Here is a 16,938-nt window from a genome sequence, read left to right as displayed (position 1 = left end):
AGTCTCCTTATTTTACAGCTAAAGTTTCTTTTTGTAAGGCTTGAAAACGCTTTCTTAGATCTTTCACTAGCTTTCGCCTGAATACCAATTCTTGTTTGAGTGACTCTTCACCAGAGTTAGCACACTTTTCAGCTTCATCTAGATAAGCATTTGCCAGATTTGCCCAACACTCATTTAGTCCTTTTTGTTCTGAAGGCTCACTTAGCAAAATTATCTGTCGGATTAAATTATCGGCAGCTGCCTCAGACGGCTTAGGCGTATCTTTACTAGAATCAGCAGAAGCAGACCTGTTCTTACTGTCGTTTCTCTGTCCACATAAAATAGCGAACCATTCGCCTATAAGAAAACCAATCCAATCTATAGCTTTAATGGTGAGTACAGACCCAAAAGCAAGATTTCTTTCACGATTTTTACTAGAGTTAGTGTCAGTATCAGAATGGAAAAGCCAACTGACTAAAATGTTTAACTTAAGGCTACAAGCTGAATTACTGTCCTCACTGTCCTGGGAAATGTCCTGGGAAATGTCCTGGGAAAGACTTGTAAATAACGGATAGGGAGAAGGCCATTTGCCATAGTCATTAGGTTCTAGAGCAAATAATGTTTGTTCGCAATAAGTAGCCAAGAGAAATAGCGCTACTTGATTAGATGAGGAATAATCTTCGGAGGAAATTCCTTTTTCAGGTAGCCAATCCTTAAGAATTTCTAGAAGATCGTAAATATAACTAGACGTTTTTTCTTCTTGCCATAAAAGCGTTTCTAATACAGCATAGACATTATCTATATTTTCTCGTTTCTTATTATCATCTAATTGGTCACTTTTGTCTAGCACTTGTTTTAACCAATCTAGTAACTGTTGTGATAACTCAATTCTGTTAAATAGCCAAGAGGAGCAGAGATGCCTAAAAATCAAGTGGAGAACAATGCCAAAAGCATAGTGCCGTTCCGCCAATAATAGACGATCAAAGAATGTGGTTATCATCTGTTCTGACTTAGATGGATCTAACCAAGTCTGCATCTGATAAATTAATTTTGACAACCGTTTAAAAAGACGTTCATCATTGATATTTTCAACTGCTTCTGTGACTCTCAGAAGCCATTCTGCTTCATAAGCATCAGGATAGTCAACAGCAGCTTCAGCCAACAAGTTTATAGCTCTATCTGCCACATTTTCAGAATTGTCAAACAGTAGCTGTGGGACTTTCTTTAATCTTTCGGCTACATATAAAGGCTGCTCTTCTCGAAAGTAAGTTTTTAGTTCACTCCTCAAATACGGCAAAGAAAAGTCAATGACTAGAGAAGATTTTTCTTGACGACGAACTTTGATATAACACTTCTCCAGATATTGATCTGGTTGAGAAAAACTTTTCTCCCAAATATCAACTAAGCTTTGCTCTTCCGAAGTCTCAATTATCCGAGTTTTATCTTCCTCAATAACTTTTTTTTGATTGGTCTTTTCGGTGGTTAGTCCACTCAAAAATGAGGAAACAACAGATTGAAATTCATTAGGACTGAGATCGGGAAAGAAAGTAGCAACATATAGTATAGTATGGATAATGCTATCATCACTTTTAAATAAGAAATTAGCTGAAATAGATTGTGTCCTTTCAGAATCTTCTTTTACCTTCCGCTTTTTCTGCTCCCGATCTTCTAGCTCTTTTTTAATTTTTTGAAATTGCTTTTCAAGATTCTGGCGTAGTTCTCTACAGATTTTGCGCTCTTTTTCATATCTTTGTTGGACCCTTTTGAGGGTGAATTTTTCTCGACCCAATGCTGACATCAACTCATTTACAGTATATTCTATGCTGTCTGTTAAATTGTTGTCTTCTTCATTTTTGGTGTCAATCTCTTTTTTAACTATGTCTAGCCTAATTTGTAGCCATTCTGTAGAAATATAATCAAACTCGTTTTCTTCCGAATATCCCCCATCGCCTATGTCGCCTATGTTTCTGTTTTTAGCATCTTCTGGCTTCATATCCCCTATAGGAGATTGTATCTGATTGGCTGTTCCAGCACCTATCATCAAGATTTTTCGCTGTTTCTTATCTATCTTGAGCCGATTAGGAGGAGATTTCGGGATTGTAGGTTCTTCCTTATCTTCCTTTGTTTGAGAGTCAGAAAAACTTTTCGAGTTACTGGAATTTTCGGTAGCCTGACTATTAGGTGTATTTGATTGGCTTGTTGTTGTCTCAGCATGAGGGACTGCTTCTGAAGTATTGGGTTCAGAATTACTCTTAGCTAGTTGGGATGTCTGAGATTCAGATGTTGGATTTTGATTGGGTTCTTCTGGCATTGACTATCACCTTTTGTCTAAAATAACTAGTCAGTTATGGCTAAAATAACAAGAAAAACTAAATCTAAGGAATTAATCAAGACCAGCTAGTTTCGCTTGAAGTTGTTTCAGTTTATCTTCAACTGGTTGTCGCTCTTCTTCTAGCAGTCTAATCTGAACTTTAAGCCTTCTTCTGGTTAAATTTGTTTCTGCCGTTTCTAGATTGGCCACGACGATATCTATATCTTCTGTCAAACCATTATATTCCTTCTGATATATTTCAATGTCTTTCAGAATACGCTTTTTCTCATCCTGTTTGAAATTTGGTAGAGGTACAGTGTTCGATCCTCTTCGAGATGGGTTGAAAACTTCAGCATTCGGAATCAACTGCTCGATCGCCCGGATTAACCGCTCCATATCCCCCTTAAAATCAGGGTCAGAACGAACACTAATTCCGTTGCGATGGGCTAAATCCCTAATCGCTAGGGGCAAATCTGCTGCTTGCGGCATCGTTGCTCCCCTAACCAGCAGGGGAATGACAGGGATACCACGCTCAAGAGCGGACTCTATCTCTAGTCTGACATAATCTCTGGGACTGTCAAGGCGGCGGCTGCCGTCGCTTTCCGTGACAGTCAACCAGTCTCGACCTATTACAGCCAATAGTACCTGACAATTGCCAACTGCTGTGTCAATAACCTGTCGGAAATCTGTTCCCAGTGGGATTGCATCGACATCCTTAAAAATTGCTTCCCGGCCAAACCTGTCCGCCAGTCGGTCATAAATCCGTCCGACAATGTCGTCGCTATCAGCCCTGCGATACGAGATAAAGACTATCATTTTTAGGTTCCCATTTGGTGATTTTACTGTTATATCACAGCCTTTTTATTTTTTTATTTTTAGGTTCTTCGGTTTGTGTTATGCAATGGACGGGGTTTATAATAAATGTAACCCTTATATAGAAAGACATTTGGCAATTTTTGTCAATTGTTTTCGATCTAGAACGAACTAATCAATTAAGTCTCTTGCCAGATAAGGATTTAGTCGATTTATGCCCCCCTATCAAACCATACCAAGTAACGAAGAACCATTTCTTGGGTAATTATTGCCTAACCTACCCGCTCAATAGTCTTAACTTTTAATCCGATGGAGGGGGATTTTCTGCGCTTGGCGATCGAGTTTCTGGGGGAGTATCTTCTCCGATAGTTTTTTCTGGGGGCAAATCTTCCTCTGGGGGGGAATTTTCTTCACTTTTTGAGCGAGTTTCTGGGGGAGTATCTTTTTCGATATTTTCTTCTGGAGACAAGTCTTCCTCGGTAACTTCAATAATCACCGTTTCGCTAACGGCAATAGTTTCGACTTCAACAGTTGCGACAGGTTCAGTCGGGGGAATTTCTTGGGCATTTTCGGAAGGGTTGATCTCTTCTATTGCCAAATCAAAATCATCGAAATCATCGAAATCATCGAAAGTTTCATCATCATCAATAATTTCTTCGGCTTTTTCCCCAATTTCTGTCACTGATTCTGTAATAGTTTCCCCGATAGCTGCGGCTTTTTCGGCAACGGGGGCAACCGTTTCTTGAGCTTTTTCCGCAATTTCTGTCACTGATTCTGTAATAGGTTCCCCGATAGCTGCCGCTGTTTCGACAACGGGATCAACCGTTTCTTTAACCGTTTCTTTAACTTTTGCTGCTACTTTCTCAGCTTTAGCTTTAGTTTTAGGGGATTGAGAGGGAGTAACTTTCCCCAGACGATTGCCTAACCAACCGACAATAGTAAATAATTTAACCGGTTTGTCGGGATAAAAAAGTGCTTGTCTGAGTTTGAGAGTTTGCCAAGCAAAAGCAATAAATAATATGGCCGCGGCAGCTTGTCCGAGGAGGATAGCGCCTGTAATCCTTCCCGCGCACAACCAGAGGACAAGGGCATAGAATAATCCTACCGCACTCCAGAGAAAATCATCTTGACGGTGGCGATCGGGGGCGATAAAAGCGGTGGTGAGGAGGTAGAGACTACTTAATCCCACCACGACCGCTAGGATATAGGGCAACATTTGCGATTCTCCTTTGACATTTCCTTTTTTATTGTGCGTTATTTGGGGTCGATCGAGTCTATTTTTTGATTAATTTGGGAAATTATCGAGTCAGATAGTCTTTACCTGTGTTTATGAATAGCCAGCGTTAATATTAGGAAATTCTGGGTTTATCCTCTGCTGCTTGTGCTGATCAGATTAAACAAGCTTTCGGATCAAATGATTAAGTTTTGGTCTTTAACAAGCAAAGCAAAATTAGCAACTCTTGATCAACCCACAGACAAACTGTTATTTTTAGTAATTAGTGCCGATGGTAAATATTTAATTATTGGTAGTGCTGACAAAACTGTAAAAATCTGGCAAAATGGGTAATAGTGACACCTCAAGATAAGTAAGTAGTTATAATTAAATTGAAGATAAATTTCGCTTCTGATCCCCCCTGCCCCCCTTAATAAGGGGGGTGCCGATTCCCCCTTAGTCCCCCCTTGATCAGAGGGGTGTCTGACAACTTTTAACACCTACCTACTTAACTGCTATAATTAGAAACTCATGCCGACAATATTTTATTGGGGAGAAGATGAATTTGCTATCAACCAAGCGGTGAAAAATCTGCAAGCAAAACTTCTTGATCCCAATTGGATACAGTTCAATTATGATAAAATTAATGGTGATCGCAATGAGGCAATTATCGAGGCCCTCAATCAAGCGATGACTCCAGTTTTCGGTATGGGAAATCGTTTAGTTTGGTTAGCCGATACGGTTATTTGTCAACAATGTTCCGAGGATATTTTCAAGGAATTACAGCGCACTTTGCCCAATTTACCCGAAAATTCCTATCTGTTATTAACCAGTGCCAAAAAACCCGACTCCCGCTTAAAATCGAGCAAGTTTATCCAAAATCAGGCAGAGGTTAAAGAATTTGAACTAATTCCGCCTTGGAAAGTCGAGGAAATTGCCCAAAGAGTTAGGGAAATTGCCAAAGAAGTGGGGGTAAAATTAACCCCCGATGCGATCGAACTCTTAGCAGAATCAGTGGGAAATAACAGCCGCTTGTTGTGGATGGAGTTAGAAAAACTGCGTTTATTTAAAAATAATTCGGCGGGAACTATTGACAAAAAGGACATTTTAAGCTTAGTCAATGCCAGCAATCAAAGCAGCCTACAGTTAGCTAGTGCGATTTTAAAACGGGAGACAGGCAAGGCCCTCGAATTAGTCAATGAATTATTAAATCGTAACGAGAACCCCTTGGCTATCACCGCCACCCTAGGGGGTCAATTTCGCACTTGGGCAATAGTAAAATTAAAAATTGAAGAAGGAGAAAAAGACGAGAAAAATATCGCCGCCGCCGCCGAAATTGCCAATCCCAAGCGACTATATTTCATTCGCAAAGAGATACAATCCTTTTCTTCTAAGCAACTTCTCGCAACCTTGCCCATACTTCTGGAATTAGAATATCGTCTCAAGCGGGGTGCAGAACCTTTGGCAACTTTGCAAACAAAAATTATTGAACTTTGTTGTTTATTGGTGACTTAAGTAGGTAGGTATTAAAAACTTTCAGATCCCCCCGCCTATCGGCACCCCCCTTATCAAGGGGGGCAGGGGGGATCGAACCTAAAATCTATTTTTGATTTAATTATAACCAGCTACTTAATACTCTTCCTTGCTGTTCAGAAATCCTCTAGAATAAGATTCTAGAGACTTCTCAAGAACCACAATGACCGATGATGCCATCCCTAGTCTAAATTTAGCCATCTCTAGTTTAGCCACGAGTAATAATTTCGCCCGTTGGGTGACGAAAGCACCCCTACCGGGGGGATATGTGCATCATGACTGTGAATGGACCGAGAGTCTAACCACGGAATGGATGGCATGGCAGGAAATGTTCTGTCTGGAAAAAATGCCGACCTTGCCGATGTTAGAGCAATTAGAGCGAAATCCCCGACCTAAACTGACTCTTTCGGGAGAAGGCGGCAGTTATGGAGGTCGATTAATGCAGAAACTAGGTATTAGTCTCTGGCAATGGTTATTTCAAGCATCAATTGGTCAAAGTTTCGCCCAAAGTCAGGGAATCGCTCTCGGCAAAAATCAGCCCCTGCGAATTCGCTTGGAATGTCGCAATCCCTATTTAATTCTGCTGCCCTGGGAAATTATGCAGCAAGCGGGTAAACAGGCTATATCTCTGCATCCGAATATACTCTTTAGCCGGACCACCAGCGATGTGGAACCACTACCACCGATAAAACCGAGTAATAGTCTCAATATTCTCTTAGTTATCGGCGAAAAACAGATTAAAACCGCCGCTAGTTCCCTCAACCTCACCGCCATTAATACCGATGGAGAAACTAATCCCGACCAGGCACTGGAATCCGAGGCCGCCAATCTCATCCGGTCTATCTCCCCTGGGGGCAGTGGTTCCCTCCAGAATTGGGGAGTGAAAGTCAAAGTCGATACCCTAATTCGACCGGGGGCCGAAGAACTGACCAAGTCCTTGGATACGGGTAAATATAAAGCTTTTTTCTACGCTGGTCACGGAATCGCCGCCCCCAATGGCGGTTCCCTATTTCTGCGGCCGGGGGAACAGCTAAACGGGACGGAGTTAGCCCAAGCTTTGGTGAGAAATCAAGTTATTTTAGCGGTTTTTAATGCCTGTTGGGGGGCTTATCCCGCTAAATCGGGTCAGGAGATGATTCCCCGCAGCAGTCTGGCGGAAGTCTTGATTCACCATGGCGTTCCCGCAGTTTTGGCCATGCGAGATGCGATCGCTGATCGAGAGGCCTTGAGTTTTATCGAAATTTTTACCCGCAGCCTCCTCGGGTTCAAAGACAAAGAAGCGCAGATGTCCAAGTTGTTTCCCGGTCCGAGAGTCCCTATCGATCAGGCCGTTCGTATCGCCAGGCAGCAGTTATTAACCCTCTACAAGTACAATCAACCCGCTTGGACTTTGCCGATTCTCTATATGCACCCGGAATTCGACGGGCAATTACTGCAAACCCTTGATGAGACTCAATCACCGACGGTTATGCCCAATATCTCCGGAACCATGCCCGCCGCTTTCTTATACTATCTTGATCGTCCCGAAAGAAAATGGTCAATCCGTGGTGGTGCCATGAATATAGGACGGGACATGGAAAATGATCTACAGATTACTGAAAAATGGGTTAGTAAAAACCATTGTCGGATAATTTGCCGTAAAAATGCCGATTATCCAGACTATCAATACTTTCTCGAAGATTTCTCCCGTTTTGGTACTTTTATCTACCAAGATGGCCACTGGAAGCAGGTACATAACCAAGAAGTTCCCCTAGAGTCCGGTTTACAGATTCGCTTCGGCAGTTGCCAAGGCCAAATCCTCGCATTTGTGGTGGAATAATTAGGGTTGGCTGAAAAAGTTTGTCGTCGGGGCGGGGTGTGGGGTGTGGGGTGTGGGAAGAATAAATAGAAATAATCTCCTGTCTCCTGTCTCGGAGTCTCCTGACTCCTGCCTTCGTTAACTAAGTTTTTGCTTCCTCTTTCAGGGAATAAATTGGTTTAAACCAACCTTTGCGCCAGAAGTAGAAAATTAAGCCCCCCGCTACGGCTAACATGACTAACCAGACAAGGAAATAACTCCATTCTCCTTTTAATTCTGGCATATTCTCGAAGTTCATGCCATAGACACCAACGATAAAAGTTAAGGGAATAAAAATCGTCGAAATTACGGTTAAAAACTTCATAATTTCGTTTAATTTATTGCCCATAGTGGACATATAAACATCCATCAAACTCGCCGCTAATTCTCGATAAGCTTCGATAATTTCCAGAATTTGAATGACGTGGTCGTAGGAATCACGAAAATAAATTTGTACTTCATCGCTGACTATACCATGATGGTCACGCATCAGTAAATGTAGGACATTTCGCATCGGCCAAATTAAGCGACGCAGTGCCAATAATTCCCGACGGACATCATAGATTTCCTGCATGGTATCTCGATCGGGATTACTAATGATCATATCTTCCAACGCCTCAATCCGATCTTCGTAGTGTTCTACCACGGGAAAATAACCATCGATAATCGTGTCTAATAATAAATAGGTTAAATAATCCGCCCCCGATTTCCGTACTCGTCCCTGGGAAGTGCGAATTCGATCTCTGACTATCTCAAAACAGTCCTGTAATTCCTCCTCTTGAAAACTTAAAAGATAGCGTTTTCCTAGTACAAAACTCACCTGTTCCGTATCAAAACCGCTTTCATCTTCTTTCAGTCGCACCATCTGAGAAATCACTAACAATTGATTGTTATAGTCCTCTAACTTGGGACGCTGCGGCACATTAACCACATCTTCTAATAACAAAGGATGCAGATTAAAAATTTCTCCCACCTGTTTTAAAACCGTCTCACTCCCTAACCCTTGAATATCCATCCAAGACACGGTATTTGTGCCAATATAGGGGGCGCAAGCATTGGGAGTAATATCCACCTTGCGAACGGCGTTATCTTCATCGTAGTCAATTAAAATAATCCGCGAGGGTTTGGCATCCGGTTCGATAATTAATGTCCCTGGTTCACTACCCGGTTCATCATAAAAATAATCGAAGTAGTCTTCTTCCTCGTCTCCATCGGTATCGGGACGGTGGTTAACGAATATATCCGGTTGTAGTTGGGTCATAAGCTTACAACAATCTGGCTAGTTTGGGCAATAAGAAAACAGAAAAGTTAAAAAATTTAATTTGCCTAAAGTTACTATCTATCGCCATGAGATTACATTGACATACTCCCACCGTCAAGCTACGCTGTGACGGGGGATTCTTTCCACATCGCTGTTAGAAATTCCTTGTTCAACGAGACAACTTAGATTCTCAATGTCTCCACTGAAAACCCAGAGGTCGGACTCTCCCAAGGCGTTTGGGTCAGTTTCTGTTTGCCCAACAGTACCGTTGAGATGATTTCCCAAATATTGCAACCCTTTTTTAAGAATGTTGATTGCTGCATTATGATCCCTATCTAAGACTGTTTTACAATTGGGACATTGATGAGTTCTAGTGCTTAAGGTTTTTTGAACTCTCGTCCCACAAACTGAACAATCTTGAGTCGTGAAATGCGGTGGTACAGCAACACAAACAATCCGATAAATCTTGGCAAAATAATTCAACCATTCAGTGAATTGATACCAAGAAGCATCACTAATCGACTTGGCAAGTTTACGGTTTTTGACTAAGTTTCTTACCTTTAAAGCTTCATAGACTACCAAATCATTAGACTGGACTAACGCCAAAGCGTCTTTAATTGCTTTGTCTTTACGTTGTCTTGATACTTTAAGGTGAAGCTTGGCAACCTTTACCCGTTGCTTGTGATAGTTTTTAGACTGTTTCCTTCCTTTACGAAACTTTTTGGATAATCGTCGTTGTGCTTTTTTTAGTCGTTTTTCTGACTTTCTTAAATAACGTGGATTCTCTACTATTATATTGCCTTGAGCGTCGGTATAAAATTCCTTTAACCCTAAGTCAATTCCTGTTATTTGTCCCGTTGGTTTATGGTATTCTTGCCGTTCTACGTCAATCAAAAACTGGCAATAATAACCATCGGCACGTCTCACAACTCTTACCCGTTTAATCTGTTGTTCTGAATAATAAACTAAGGTCTTTTGACTACACCATAAATCAAATTCTCCTGCTTTAAAACCATCAGTGAACTTGATTTTACGTCTATCATCAGATAGTTTGTAACCCGTTAGTTTATACTCAACCGAACGGCTATGCTTTTTAAACCTAGGAAAACCCTTTTTCCCTGGTATCTTAGCATGACAATTCTGGTAAAACCTATTAATTGATTGCCAGGCTCTATCAGCAGCCGATTGACGAGCTTGAGAGTTTAATTTATTAACCCATGGTGTCTCTTTATTGTTAGCTAGTACCGCACAAAGCTTTTGAAGATCATTCCGGGTTGTTCCCTTATTGTCCATCCAATAACGAACACAAGAGTTACGCACAAACTGAGATGTTCTAATTGCTTCATCAAGTCTTTGGTATTGTTCTGGTGTCCCGTTTTTTAACTTGGCTTCTACGACTAGCATTGATTAATCCTCGACCCTGGATCAATTAAGTATAACACAGTTTACCTACAAATGGTAGAATTAAAATCGTGCTTCGCAGTCAATATCCTGGTCGGATTTCATCCCCCGCAAAGGTTGATGTCTTGTCAAAAAATTTAGCGGGGGCATTCATCCGACATTTTAGGTAAACTGAAGATTGTTTACTGATTTATTCCCTCCTGATAATTGTCAACGATGAGATTAATCGGGAGAATTAGCAATATTGACGGCCAAAATTTATGGAATCCGCCTCTTTTATTCCCCGTCTAGTTATCCCCGTCGGTGATCCCGCCGGAATCGGCCCTGAAGTGGTGTTAAAAGCGATCGCCGATTCCCCAATCTCGTCTATTTGTCAGATTACTCTAATCGGGACAAGAACGCTTCTCGAAAAAGCCTATCACGATCCCCATCTTCTCGATCGCTTTTCTCTGATCGATTTGCCCTACAATCAAGAAAAAATCGTTTGCGGGCGTGGGGATGCCCATAGTGGTGAAATTAGCTTTCTTTACCTGCAAGAAGCCATAAAACGCACCCTCAAGGGCGAATTTGATGGTATTGTCACCGGTCCGATTGCCAAATCCTGTTGGCAGTTGGCCGGTTATGATTTCCCCGGTCAAACGGAGGTTTTAGCCACCATGGCGGGAATTAACCGTTATGGGATGCTATTCGTCGCTAAATCCCCTCACACTGGCTATAACTTACGCACTCTCCTCGCCACTACCCATATCCCCCTGCGAGAAGTTCCCGATACTCTTAACCCCGATCTGATGACCCGAAAGCTAGACCTATTGATCGAGTCTTTAAAGCTAGATTTCGGCATCGATCGCCCAAAAATCGCCATATCCGGCCTTAATCCCCACAGTGGCGAAGCGGGAAAACTGGGAAGGGAAGAAAAGGACTGGTTACAGCCTTGGTTGCAGTCAATGGGACAAAAATACCCGCAAACCCAATTAATCGGCCCTGTCCCCCCCGATACCCTTTGGGTGGAACCGGGACGCGCTTGGTTTAGCGGTGCAGGGCAAACCGCCGACGCATATCTGGCATTATACCACGATCAGGGTCTAATTCCCGTGAAATTAATGGCTTTTGACTGTGCTGTTAATACTACCATCGGTTTACCTTTTGTTCGCACCTCTCCAGACCACGGGACGGCTTTTGATATCGCCGGCCTTGGCATCGCTAGGGCCCAGAGTATGCAAGCGGCGATCCAATTAGCGATCGAATTATGTCAGCAGCGGTACAACCAGAGAACTAAACTAGAGATATAGTGCTCGATAGGAGACAATTGGATATGGGTATCGCTTCAGTTAACCCTGCCACTGGCGAAATTCTCAAGACTTTTACCCCTCTAACCTCGGAGGAATTGGCGGCGAAATTGGCCCTAGCTGAGACAACTTTTCAGCAGTATCGCCAGATCCCCATCAGTCAACGAGGACAGTGGTTACGGCAAGCAGCGGATATTTTGGAACGGGATCAAGTGCTATTGGCTAAAACCATGACTCTAGAAATGGGGAAACCGATCAAATCAGCGATCGCAGAAGTCCTCAAATGTGCCTTGGTTTGTCGTTTTTATGCCGATAATGCCGCCGGTTATCTGGAAGATGTGTTGATTGCCACCGATGCTAGTCGCAGTTTCGTCCGTTATCAACCTTTAGGGGTAATTTTAGCGGTTATGCCCTGGAATTTCCCTTTATGGCAAGTATTTCGCTTTGCTGCCCCCGCTTTGATGGCCGGAAATGTCGGCCTACTCAAACACGCTTCTAATGTCCCCCAATCAGCTTTAGCGGTGGAAAGAATTTTATTAGAAGCTGGTTTTCCCGAAGGCACTTTTCAAACTCTTTTGATCGGGGCCGATCGCGTTAGTGATTTAATTAACGATGAACGGGTAAAAGCTGCCACTTTAACCGGTAGTGAACCGGCGGGGATCAGTTTAGCAGCCGCCGCAGGAAAACAGATCAAAAAGGTGGTTTTGGAGTTGGGAGGTAGTGATCCTTTTATCGTTTTAGATAGTGCCGATATCGAGGCGGCAGCGGCTACGGCAGTGACGGCAAGATTGTTAAATAATGGTCAGACTTGTATCGCTGCCAAACGGTTTATTGTTATGGAAACTGTCGCCGATCAATTTGAACAGTTATTAGTGGCTAAATTCCAAGCTTTAAAAGTTGGTGATCCCCTCGATGAAACTGTTGATATTGGTCCTTTGGCCACGCTATCGATCGTCTCGGAAATTGCCGCTCAGGTGGAAAAAACCGTCGCTATGGGTGGTAAAGTTCTTGTGGGGGGTCAACGTTTAGAGGGAAAAGGTAACTTCTATCTACCGACGATTTTAACCGATATTCCTGCTGGTTCTCCGGGGGAAAAAGAGGAATTTTTTGGACCGGTGGCTTTACTATTTCGAGTCAAAAATATCGAGGAAGCGATCGCTTTAGCTAATGATAGTCCCTTTGGTTTGGGTTCTAGTGCTTGGACAAATAACCCCGCAGAAATTGAGCGTTTAATTACCGAAATTGAGGCCGGTTGTGTGTTTATTAACGGTATGGTTAAATCCGATCCTCGTTTACCCTTTGGGGGGATTAAACGTTCCGGTTTTGGTCGCGAATTAAGTGTGGAAGGTATTCGCGAATTTGTCAACGTTAAAACTGTTTGGATTAAGTAATTCAGTTATCAGTTATCAGTTATCAGTTATCAGTTATCAGTTAGAAAAGCCTTATATTAACTTAATCTTTTTATAAAAATATGCCGCGTATTATTGATAATATTGAGTCCCATTTATTGCCAATTTTACGCGAAAGTTTATTAGCATCCCAACGCGCTGATTTTTGCGTGGGTTATTTTAATTTGCGCGGTTGGCAGTCCATTGATACCTATATTGATCACTTTCTCGGGGGTGATTTGTCCTGTTGTCGTCTGCTGATTGGTATGCAGCAAGCACCCCAGGAATTACTACAGCAATCCCTGTCTTTATTGAAGCGCTCAAATGATATAGATAAGGCTACTTGCGCTCGTTTAAGAAAACAAATTATTCAGGATTTTTGCCAACAATTAACTTGGGGGAATCCTAGTAATCGAGATCAGGCAGCTTTGCAACGGTTGGGAAAACAAATTCAATCGGGCAAGTTAGTAATTCGCTTATTTTTGGGCTATAATCTCCATGCTAAATTATACCTTATTCATCGACAGGATGTCAATAACCCAACGGTGGGATTTTTGGGTAGTAGTAATCTAACTTTTGCGGGATTACAACAGCAGGGAGAATTAAATATTGATGTCCTTGACCACGATGCTTGTGCCAAATTACAAAAGTGGTTTAATGATCGTTGGTTTGATGCTTGGTGTTGGGATATATCCGAGGATATTGTCAAGGTGATTAACGAAAGTTGGGCCAGGGAAAGTCTGATTCCTCCCTATCATATCTATTTAAAAATAGCTTACCATCTTTCCTTTGAAGCGAGAGCCGGTTTAGCGGAATACAAAATTCCCCGACAGTTTGACCAAGACTTACTAGATTTTCAGAAATCGGCCATTAAAATTGCCGCTCGTTATGTGCAAAGACGCGGTGGGGTACTAATTGGCGACGTGGTGGGGTTAGGAAAAACGCGCATCGCTTCCATTCTAGCATATATTTTGCAGGAAGACTACGATTTAGAAATCTTAATTATTTGTCCGAAAAATCTCCTGACTATGTGGGAGGATTACAGCTATAAATACAAATTAAGAGCGAAAATTATCCCCTTAAGTCAGGTTATGCAGGAGTTACCCAATCTGCGGCGCTATCGGGTAGTAATTATCGATGAAAGTCATAACCTGCGTAATCGGGAGGGTAAACGTTATCGGGTGATACAGGAGTACATTAACACCAATGAAAGTCGCTGTATTCTCTTGACTGCGACTCCCTACAATAAAAACTATCTTGACCTGTCCAATCAACTGCGTTTATTCATTCAAGAGGATACTAATCTCGGAATTCGTCCCGAAAGACTACTAGAATCTCTGGGAGGAGAAATCGAATTTAACCGCAGATACCAATCTCCGGTTAGGTCCCTAGCAGCCTTTGAAAAAAGTGACTCTCCCGACGACTGGAGAGACTTAATGCGTCTCTATATGATTAGACGGACTCGCGGTTTTATCGAAAATAATTATGCTACAGAAGACGAACAGGGTCGTCGGTATCTAAAATTTGCTGATGGGTCGAGGGTTTATCTTCCCCAACGACAACTAAAGACAATTAAGTTTGACCTACAAGACTCGGTTTATGCGCGTTTATATTCGGAAGCAGTGGTGATAACTCTCAACGGATTGAAGTTACCCCGTTACGGATTGGGAAATTATCTAATTAAAGGATGCCAAGGGACAGCAGAGGAAGAAACCATCTTAAAAAGTCTATCCCGTGCGGGTAAAGGATTAATGGGTTTTTGTCGGACGAATTTATTTAAACGTTTGGAGAGTGGAGGGTATGCTTTCCTGCAATCCCTTGACCGTCATATTCTCCGTAACTATATTTTCCTTCATGCCATGGCCAAGAATTTACCCCTTCCCATCGGGAGTCAGGATCCAGCTTTGTTAGACACTCGTTATCTGGATGAGGATTTAGTCACTCAGGGAGAGGATGAAAGTATAGAAACCGAGGACACTGGGGGGATAACCGGGTTAGAAAAAGAGTATCAAAAAAGAGCCGAACAAGTGTATCAAAAGTATAGCGGTGATTATCGCAAGCGCTTTCAGTGGATTAACCCCGAGGTGTTTAAACCCGCATTGAAAAAAGACCTAAAATCCGATGCCTTGGCTTTAATAGCATTGTTGCAAACCTGTGGGACCTGGCAGCCGGAGACCGACGAAAAGCTAGAGAAGTTATGGCAGCTGTTAGAGGAGAATCATCCCAGAGAAAAGGTGTTAATTTTTAGCCAATTTGCCGATACAGTCAGTTATTTAGTCACTCAGTTGCAAAATCGGGGAGTGGATAAGATTGCGGGAGTGACGGGAAACTCTGCTAATCCTGCGGAAATGGTCCATCGTTTTAGTCCCCGCAGTAATTCTCAGCAAGTGGGGGAAGAAATACGAGTCTTGGTTGCGACGGATATCTTGAGTGAAGGGTTAAATTTACAGGATTGTGCCATTATCGTTAATTATGACCTACCCTGGGCAATTATTCGCCTGATTCAACGGGCCGGAAGGGTAGATAGAATCGGTCAAAAAGCAAGTCAGATTCTCTGTTATTCCTTTTTACCTGCGGAGGGAGTGGAGAGAATTATTAAACTGCGGACGAGACTATCTCAAAGACTGCGAGAGAATGCGGACGTGGTGGGGACCGATGAGGTATTTTTTGAGGAGGAGATGGATAACCAGACTTTATTAGATCTGTATCATGAAAAATCTGAGGTTATCGATGAGGAGGAGGATCAAGAAGTGGATTTAACCTCGGAAGCGTATCAAATTTGGAAAAATGCGATCGAAGTTGACCCTAGTTTAAAACATACCATAGAGGAGCTGCCGCCGGTGGTTTATTCTACCCGTTGCCATCGTGGGACAGCAACCCATCCAGAGGGAGTCATGGTTTATCTAAAAACTGCCGGGGGGAATGATGCTTTAGCATGGATTGATAAGCAGGGAAATAGTGTGACTCAATCCCAATTAACTATTTTACGGTCCGCTGCCTGTCATCCCCAAACCCCGGCCATTCCCCCCCATCCCCAACACCATCAGTTAGTACAAAAAGGTACAGAATTAATCGCGGAGGAGGAAAACAACTCCGGATCTAAATTGGGACGATTGACGGGAGCAAAATTTAAGACCTATGAGCGCTTAAAAAGGTATTCTCAAGATAGTAAGGATGATCTGTTTGCTCATGAGGATTTATGCAAGGCTCTCGACCAATTGTATCATTATCCCCTCAGACAGTCGGCTCTCGATTGCTTAAATCGTGGTTTAAGAACCGGCATCAGTGACCGACAATTGGCAGACTTACTGGTATCTTTATATAAAGATGACCGTCTCTGTATTGTTCACCCACAAGAATCCACCCAAGAACCTCAGATTATTTGTTCCCTGGGTCTATTTCAACCTTCTTAAGTCCCCCTTATCAAGGGGGATTTAGGGGGATCAAACCAATTCAAGTCCCCCAATTCAAGGGGGATTTAGGGGGATCAAACCAATTCAAGTCCCCCAATTCAAGGGGGATTTAGGGGGATCTAACCCAATTCAAGTCCCCCTTATCAAGGGGGATTTAGGGGGATATAAACCAATTCAAGGGGGATTTAGGGGTATCTAAACTAATTCAAGTCCCCCTTATCAAGGGGGATTTAGGGGGATCTAACCAATTCAAGTCCCCCTTATCAAGGGGGATTTAGGGGGATATAAACCAATTCAAGTCCCCCTTATCAAGGGGGATTTAGGGGGATCTAACCAATTCAAGTCCCCCTTATCAAGGGGGATTTAGGGGGATCAAACCAATTCAAGTCCCCCTTATCAAGGGGGATTTAGGGGGATCAAACCAATTCAAGTCCCCCTTATCAAGGGGGATTTAGGGGGATCTAAACCAATTCAAGTCCCCCTTATCAAGGGGGATTTAGGGG

The 16,938-nt window shown here is 42.6% G+C and carries 11 protein-coding genes; 6 read left to right on the top strand and 5 right to left on the bottom strand.

What is annotated here, in order from left to right:
- Nucleotides 1-7: 7 nt before the first annotated feature.
- The 3 genes from IM507_RS13815 to IM507_RS13805 form a co-directional block, all read right to left on the bottom strand.
- A complete protein-coding gene (locus tag IM507_RS13815) occupies nucleotides 8-2,290 on the bottom strand; it encodes a hypothetical protein (protein ID WP_123230967.1) in 2,283 nt (760 codons plus the stop codon).
- A 72-nt stretch (nucleotides 2,291-2,362) separates the two neighbouring features.
- Nucleotides 2,363-3,106 (bottom strand): toll/interleukin-1 receptor domain-containing protein, encoded by a 744-nt coding sequence (locus tag IM507_RS13810; protein WP_123230966.1) that lies wholly within the window; start codon nucleotides 3,104-3,106, stop codon nucleotides 2,363-2,365.
- Between the two features lie 298 nt (nucleotides 3,107-3,404).
- Entirely contained in the window at nucleotides 3,405-4,319 is a 915-nt protein-coding gene (locus tag IM507_RS13805) for a Ycf66 family protein (protein WP_287637218.1), read from the bottom strand.
- Nucleotides 4,320-4,517: 198 nt separating this feature from the next.
- Here IM507_RS13805 and IM507_RS13800 point away from each other — a divergent pair, with 198 nt between their 5' ends.
- From IM507_RS13800 to IM507_RS13790, 3 genes are all read left to right on the top strand, one after another.
- Complete coding sequence (locus IM507_RS13800; protein WP_287231645.1) at nucleotides 4,518-4,670, top strand: WD40 repeat domain-containing protein; 153 nt, start codon at nucleotides 4,518-4,520, stop codon at nucleotides 4,668-4,670.
- A gap of 177 nt (nucleotides 4,671-4,847) precedes the next feature.
- Nucleotides 4,848-5,831 (top strand): DNA polymerase III subunit delta, encoded by a 984-nt coding sequence (holA, locus tag IM507_RS13795; protein WP_002738836.1) that lies wholly within the window; start codon nucleotides 4,848-4,850, stop codon nucleotides 5,829-5,831.
- 181 nt (nucleotides 5,832-6,012) lie between these two features.
- On the top strand, nucleotides 6,013-7,668 hold the full coding sequence (locus IM507_RS13790; RefSeq protein WP_123230962.1) for a CHAT domain-containing protein: 1,656 nt from the start codon (nucleotides 6,013-6,015) through the stop codon (nucleotides 7,666-7,668).
- 121 nt (nucleotides 7,669-7,789) lie between these two features.
- On the opposite strand, the gene corA is transcribed toward IM507_RS13790, so the two are convergent.
- Together corA and IM507_RS13780 are read right to left on the bottom strand one after the other, a co-directional pair.
- Nucleotides 7,790-8,947 (bottom strand): magnesium/cobalt transporter CorA, encoded by a 1,158-nt coding sequence (gene corA, locus IM507_RS13785; protein WP_002755447.1) that lies wholly within the window; start codon nucleotides 8,945-8,947, stop codon nucleotides 7,790-7,792.
- A gap of 114 nt (nucleotides 8,948-9,061) precedes the next feature.
- Nucleotides 9,062-10,351 carry an RNA-guided endonuclease InsQ/TnpB family protein gene (locus IM507_RS13780; RefSeq protein WP_123230961.1) on the bottom strand — a complete coding sequence of 430 codons (1,290 nt, stop codon included), beginning with the start codon at nucleotides 10,349-10,351 and terminating at the stop codon, nucleotides 9,062-9,064.
- A gap of 257 nt (nucleotides 10,352-10,608) precedes the next feature.
- Here IM507_RS13780 and pdxA point away from each other — a divergent pair, with 257 nt between their 5' ends.
- From pdxA to IM507_RS13765, 3 genes are all read left to right on the top strand, one after another.
- On the top strand, nucleotides 10,609-11,637 hold the full coding sequence (gene pdxA, locus IM507_RS13775) for a 4-hydroxythreonine-4-phosphate dehydrogenase PdxA (RefSeq protein ID WP_002778231.1): 1,029 nt from the start codon (nucleotides 10,609-10,611) through the stop codon (nucleotides 11,635-11,637).
- Between the two features lie 23 nt (nucleotides 11,638-11,660).
- Nucleotides 11,661-13,025 carry an NAD-dependent succinate-semialdehyde dehydrogenase gene (locus IM507_RS13770; protein ID WP_016515916.1) on the top strand — a complete coding sequence of 455 codons (1,365 nt, stop codon included), beginning with the start codon at nucleotides 11,661-11,663 and terminating at the stop codon, nucleotides 13,023-13,025.
- Nucleotides 13,026-13,105: 80 nt separating this feature from the next.
- The gene (locus IM507_RS13765; RefSeq protein WP_287637217.1) at nucleotides 13,106-16,435 is read left to right on the top strand and encodes a helicase-related protein; all 3,330 of its coding nucleotides are present in this window, start codon (nucleotides 13,106-13,108) and stop codon (nucleotides 16,433-16,435) included.
- The last annotated feature ends 503 nt before the right edge of the window (nucleotides 16,436-16,938 follow it).

The organism is Microcystis sp. M20BS1 (genome assembly GCF_020245305.1).
Classification (GTDB): Bacteria; Cyanobacteriota; Cyanobacteriia; order Cyanobacteriales; family Microcystaceae; genus Microcystis; species Microcystis ichthyoblabe_A.
Note: the sequence above shows the minus strand (reverse complement) of the source record. Positions and strands in the feature narration are given on the sequence as shown.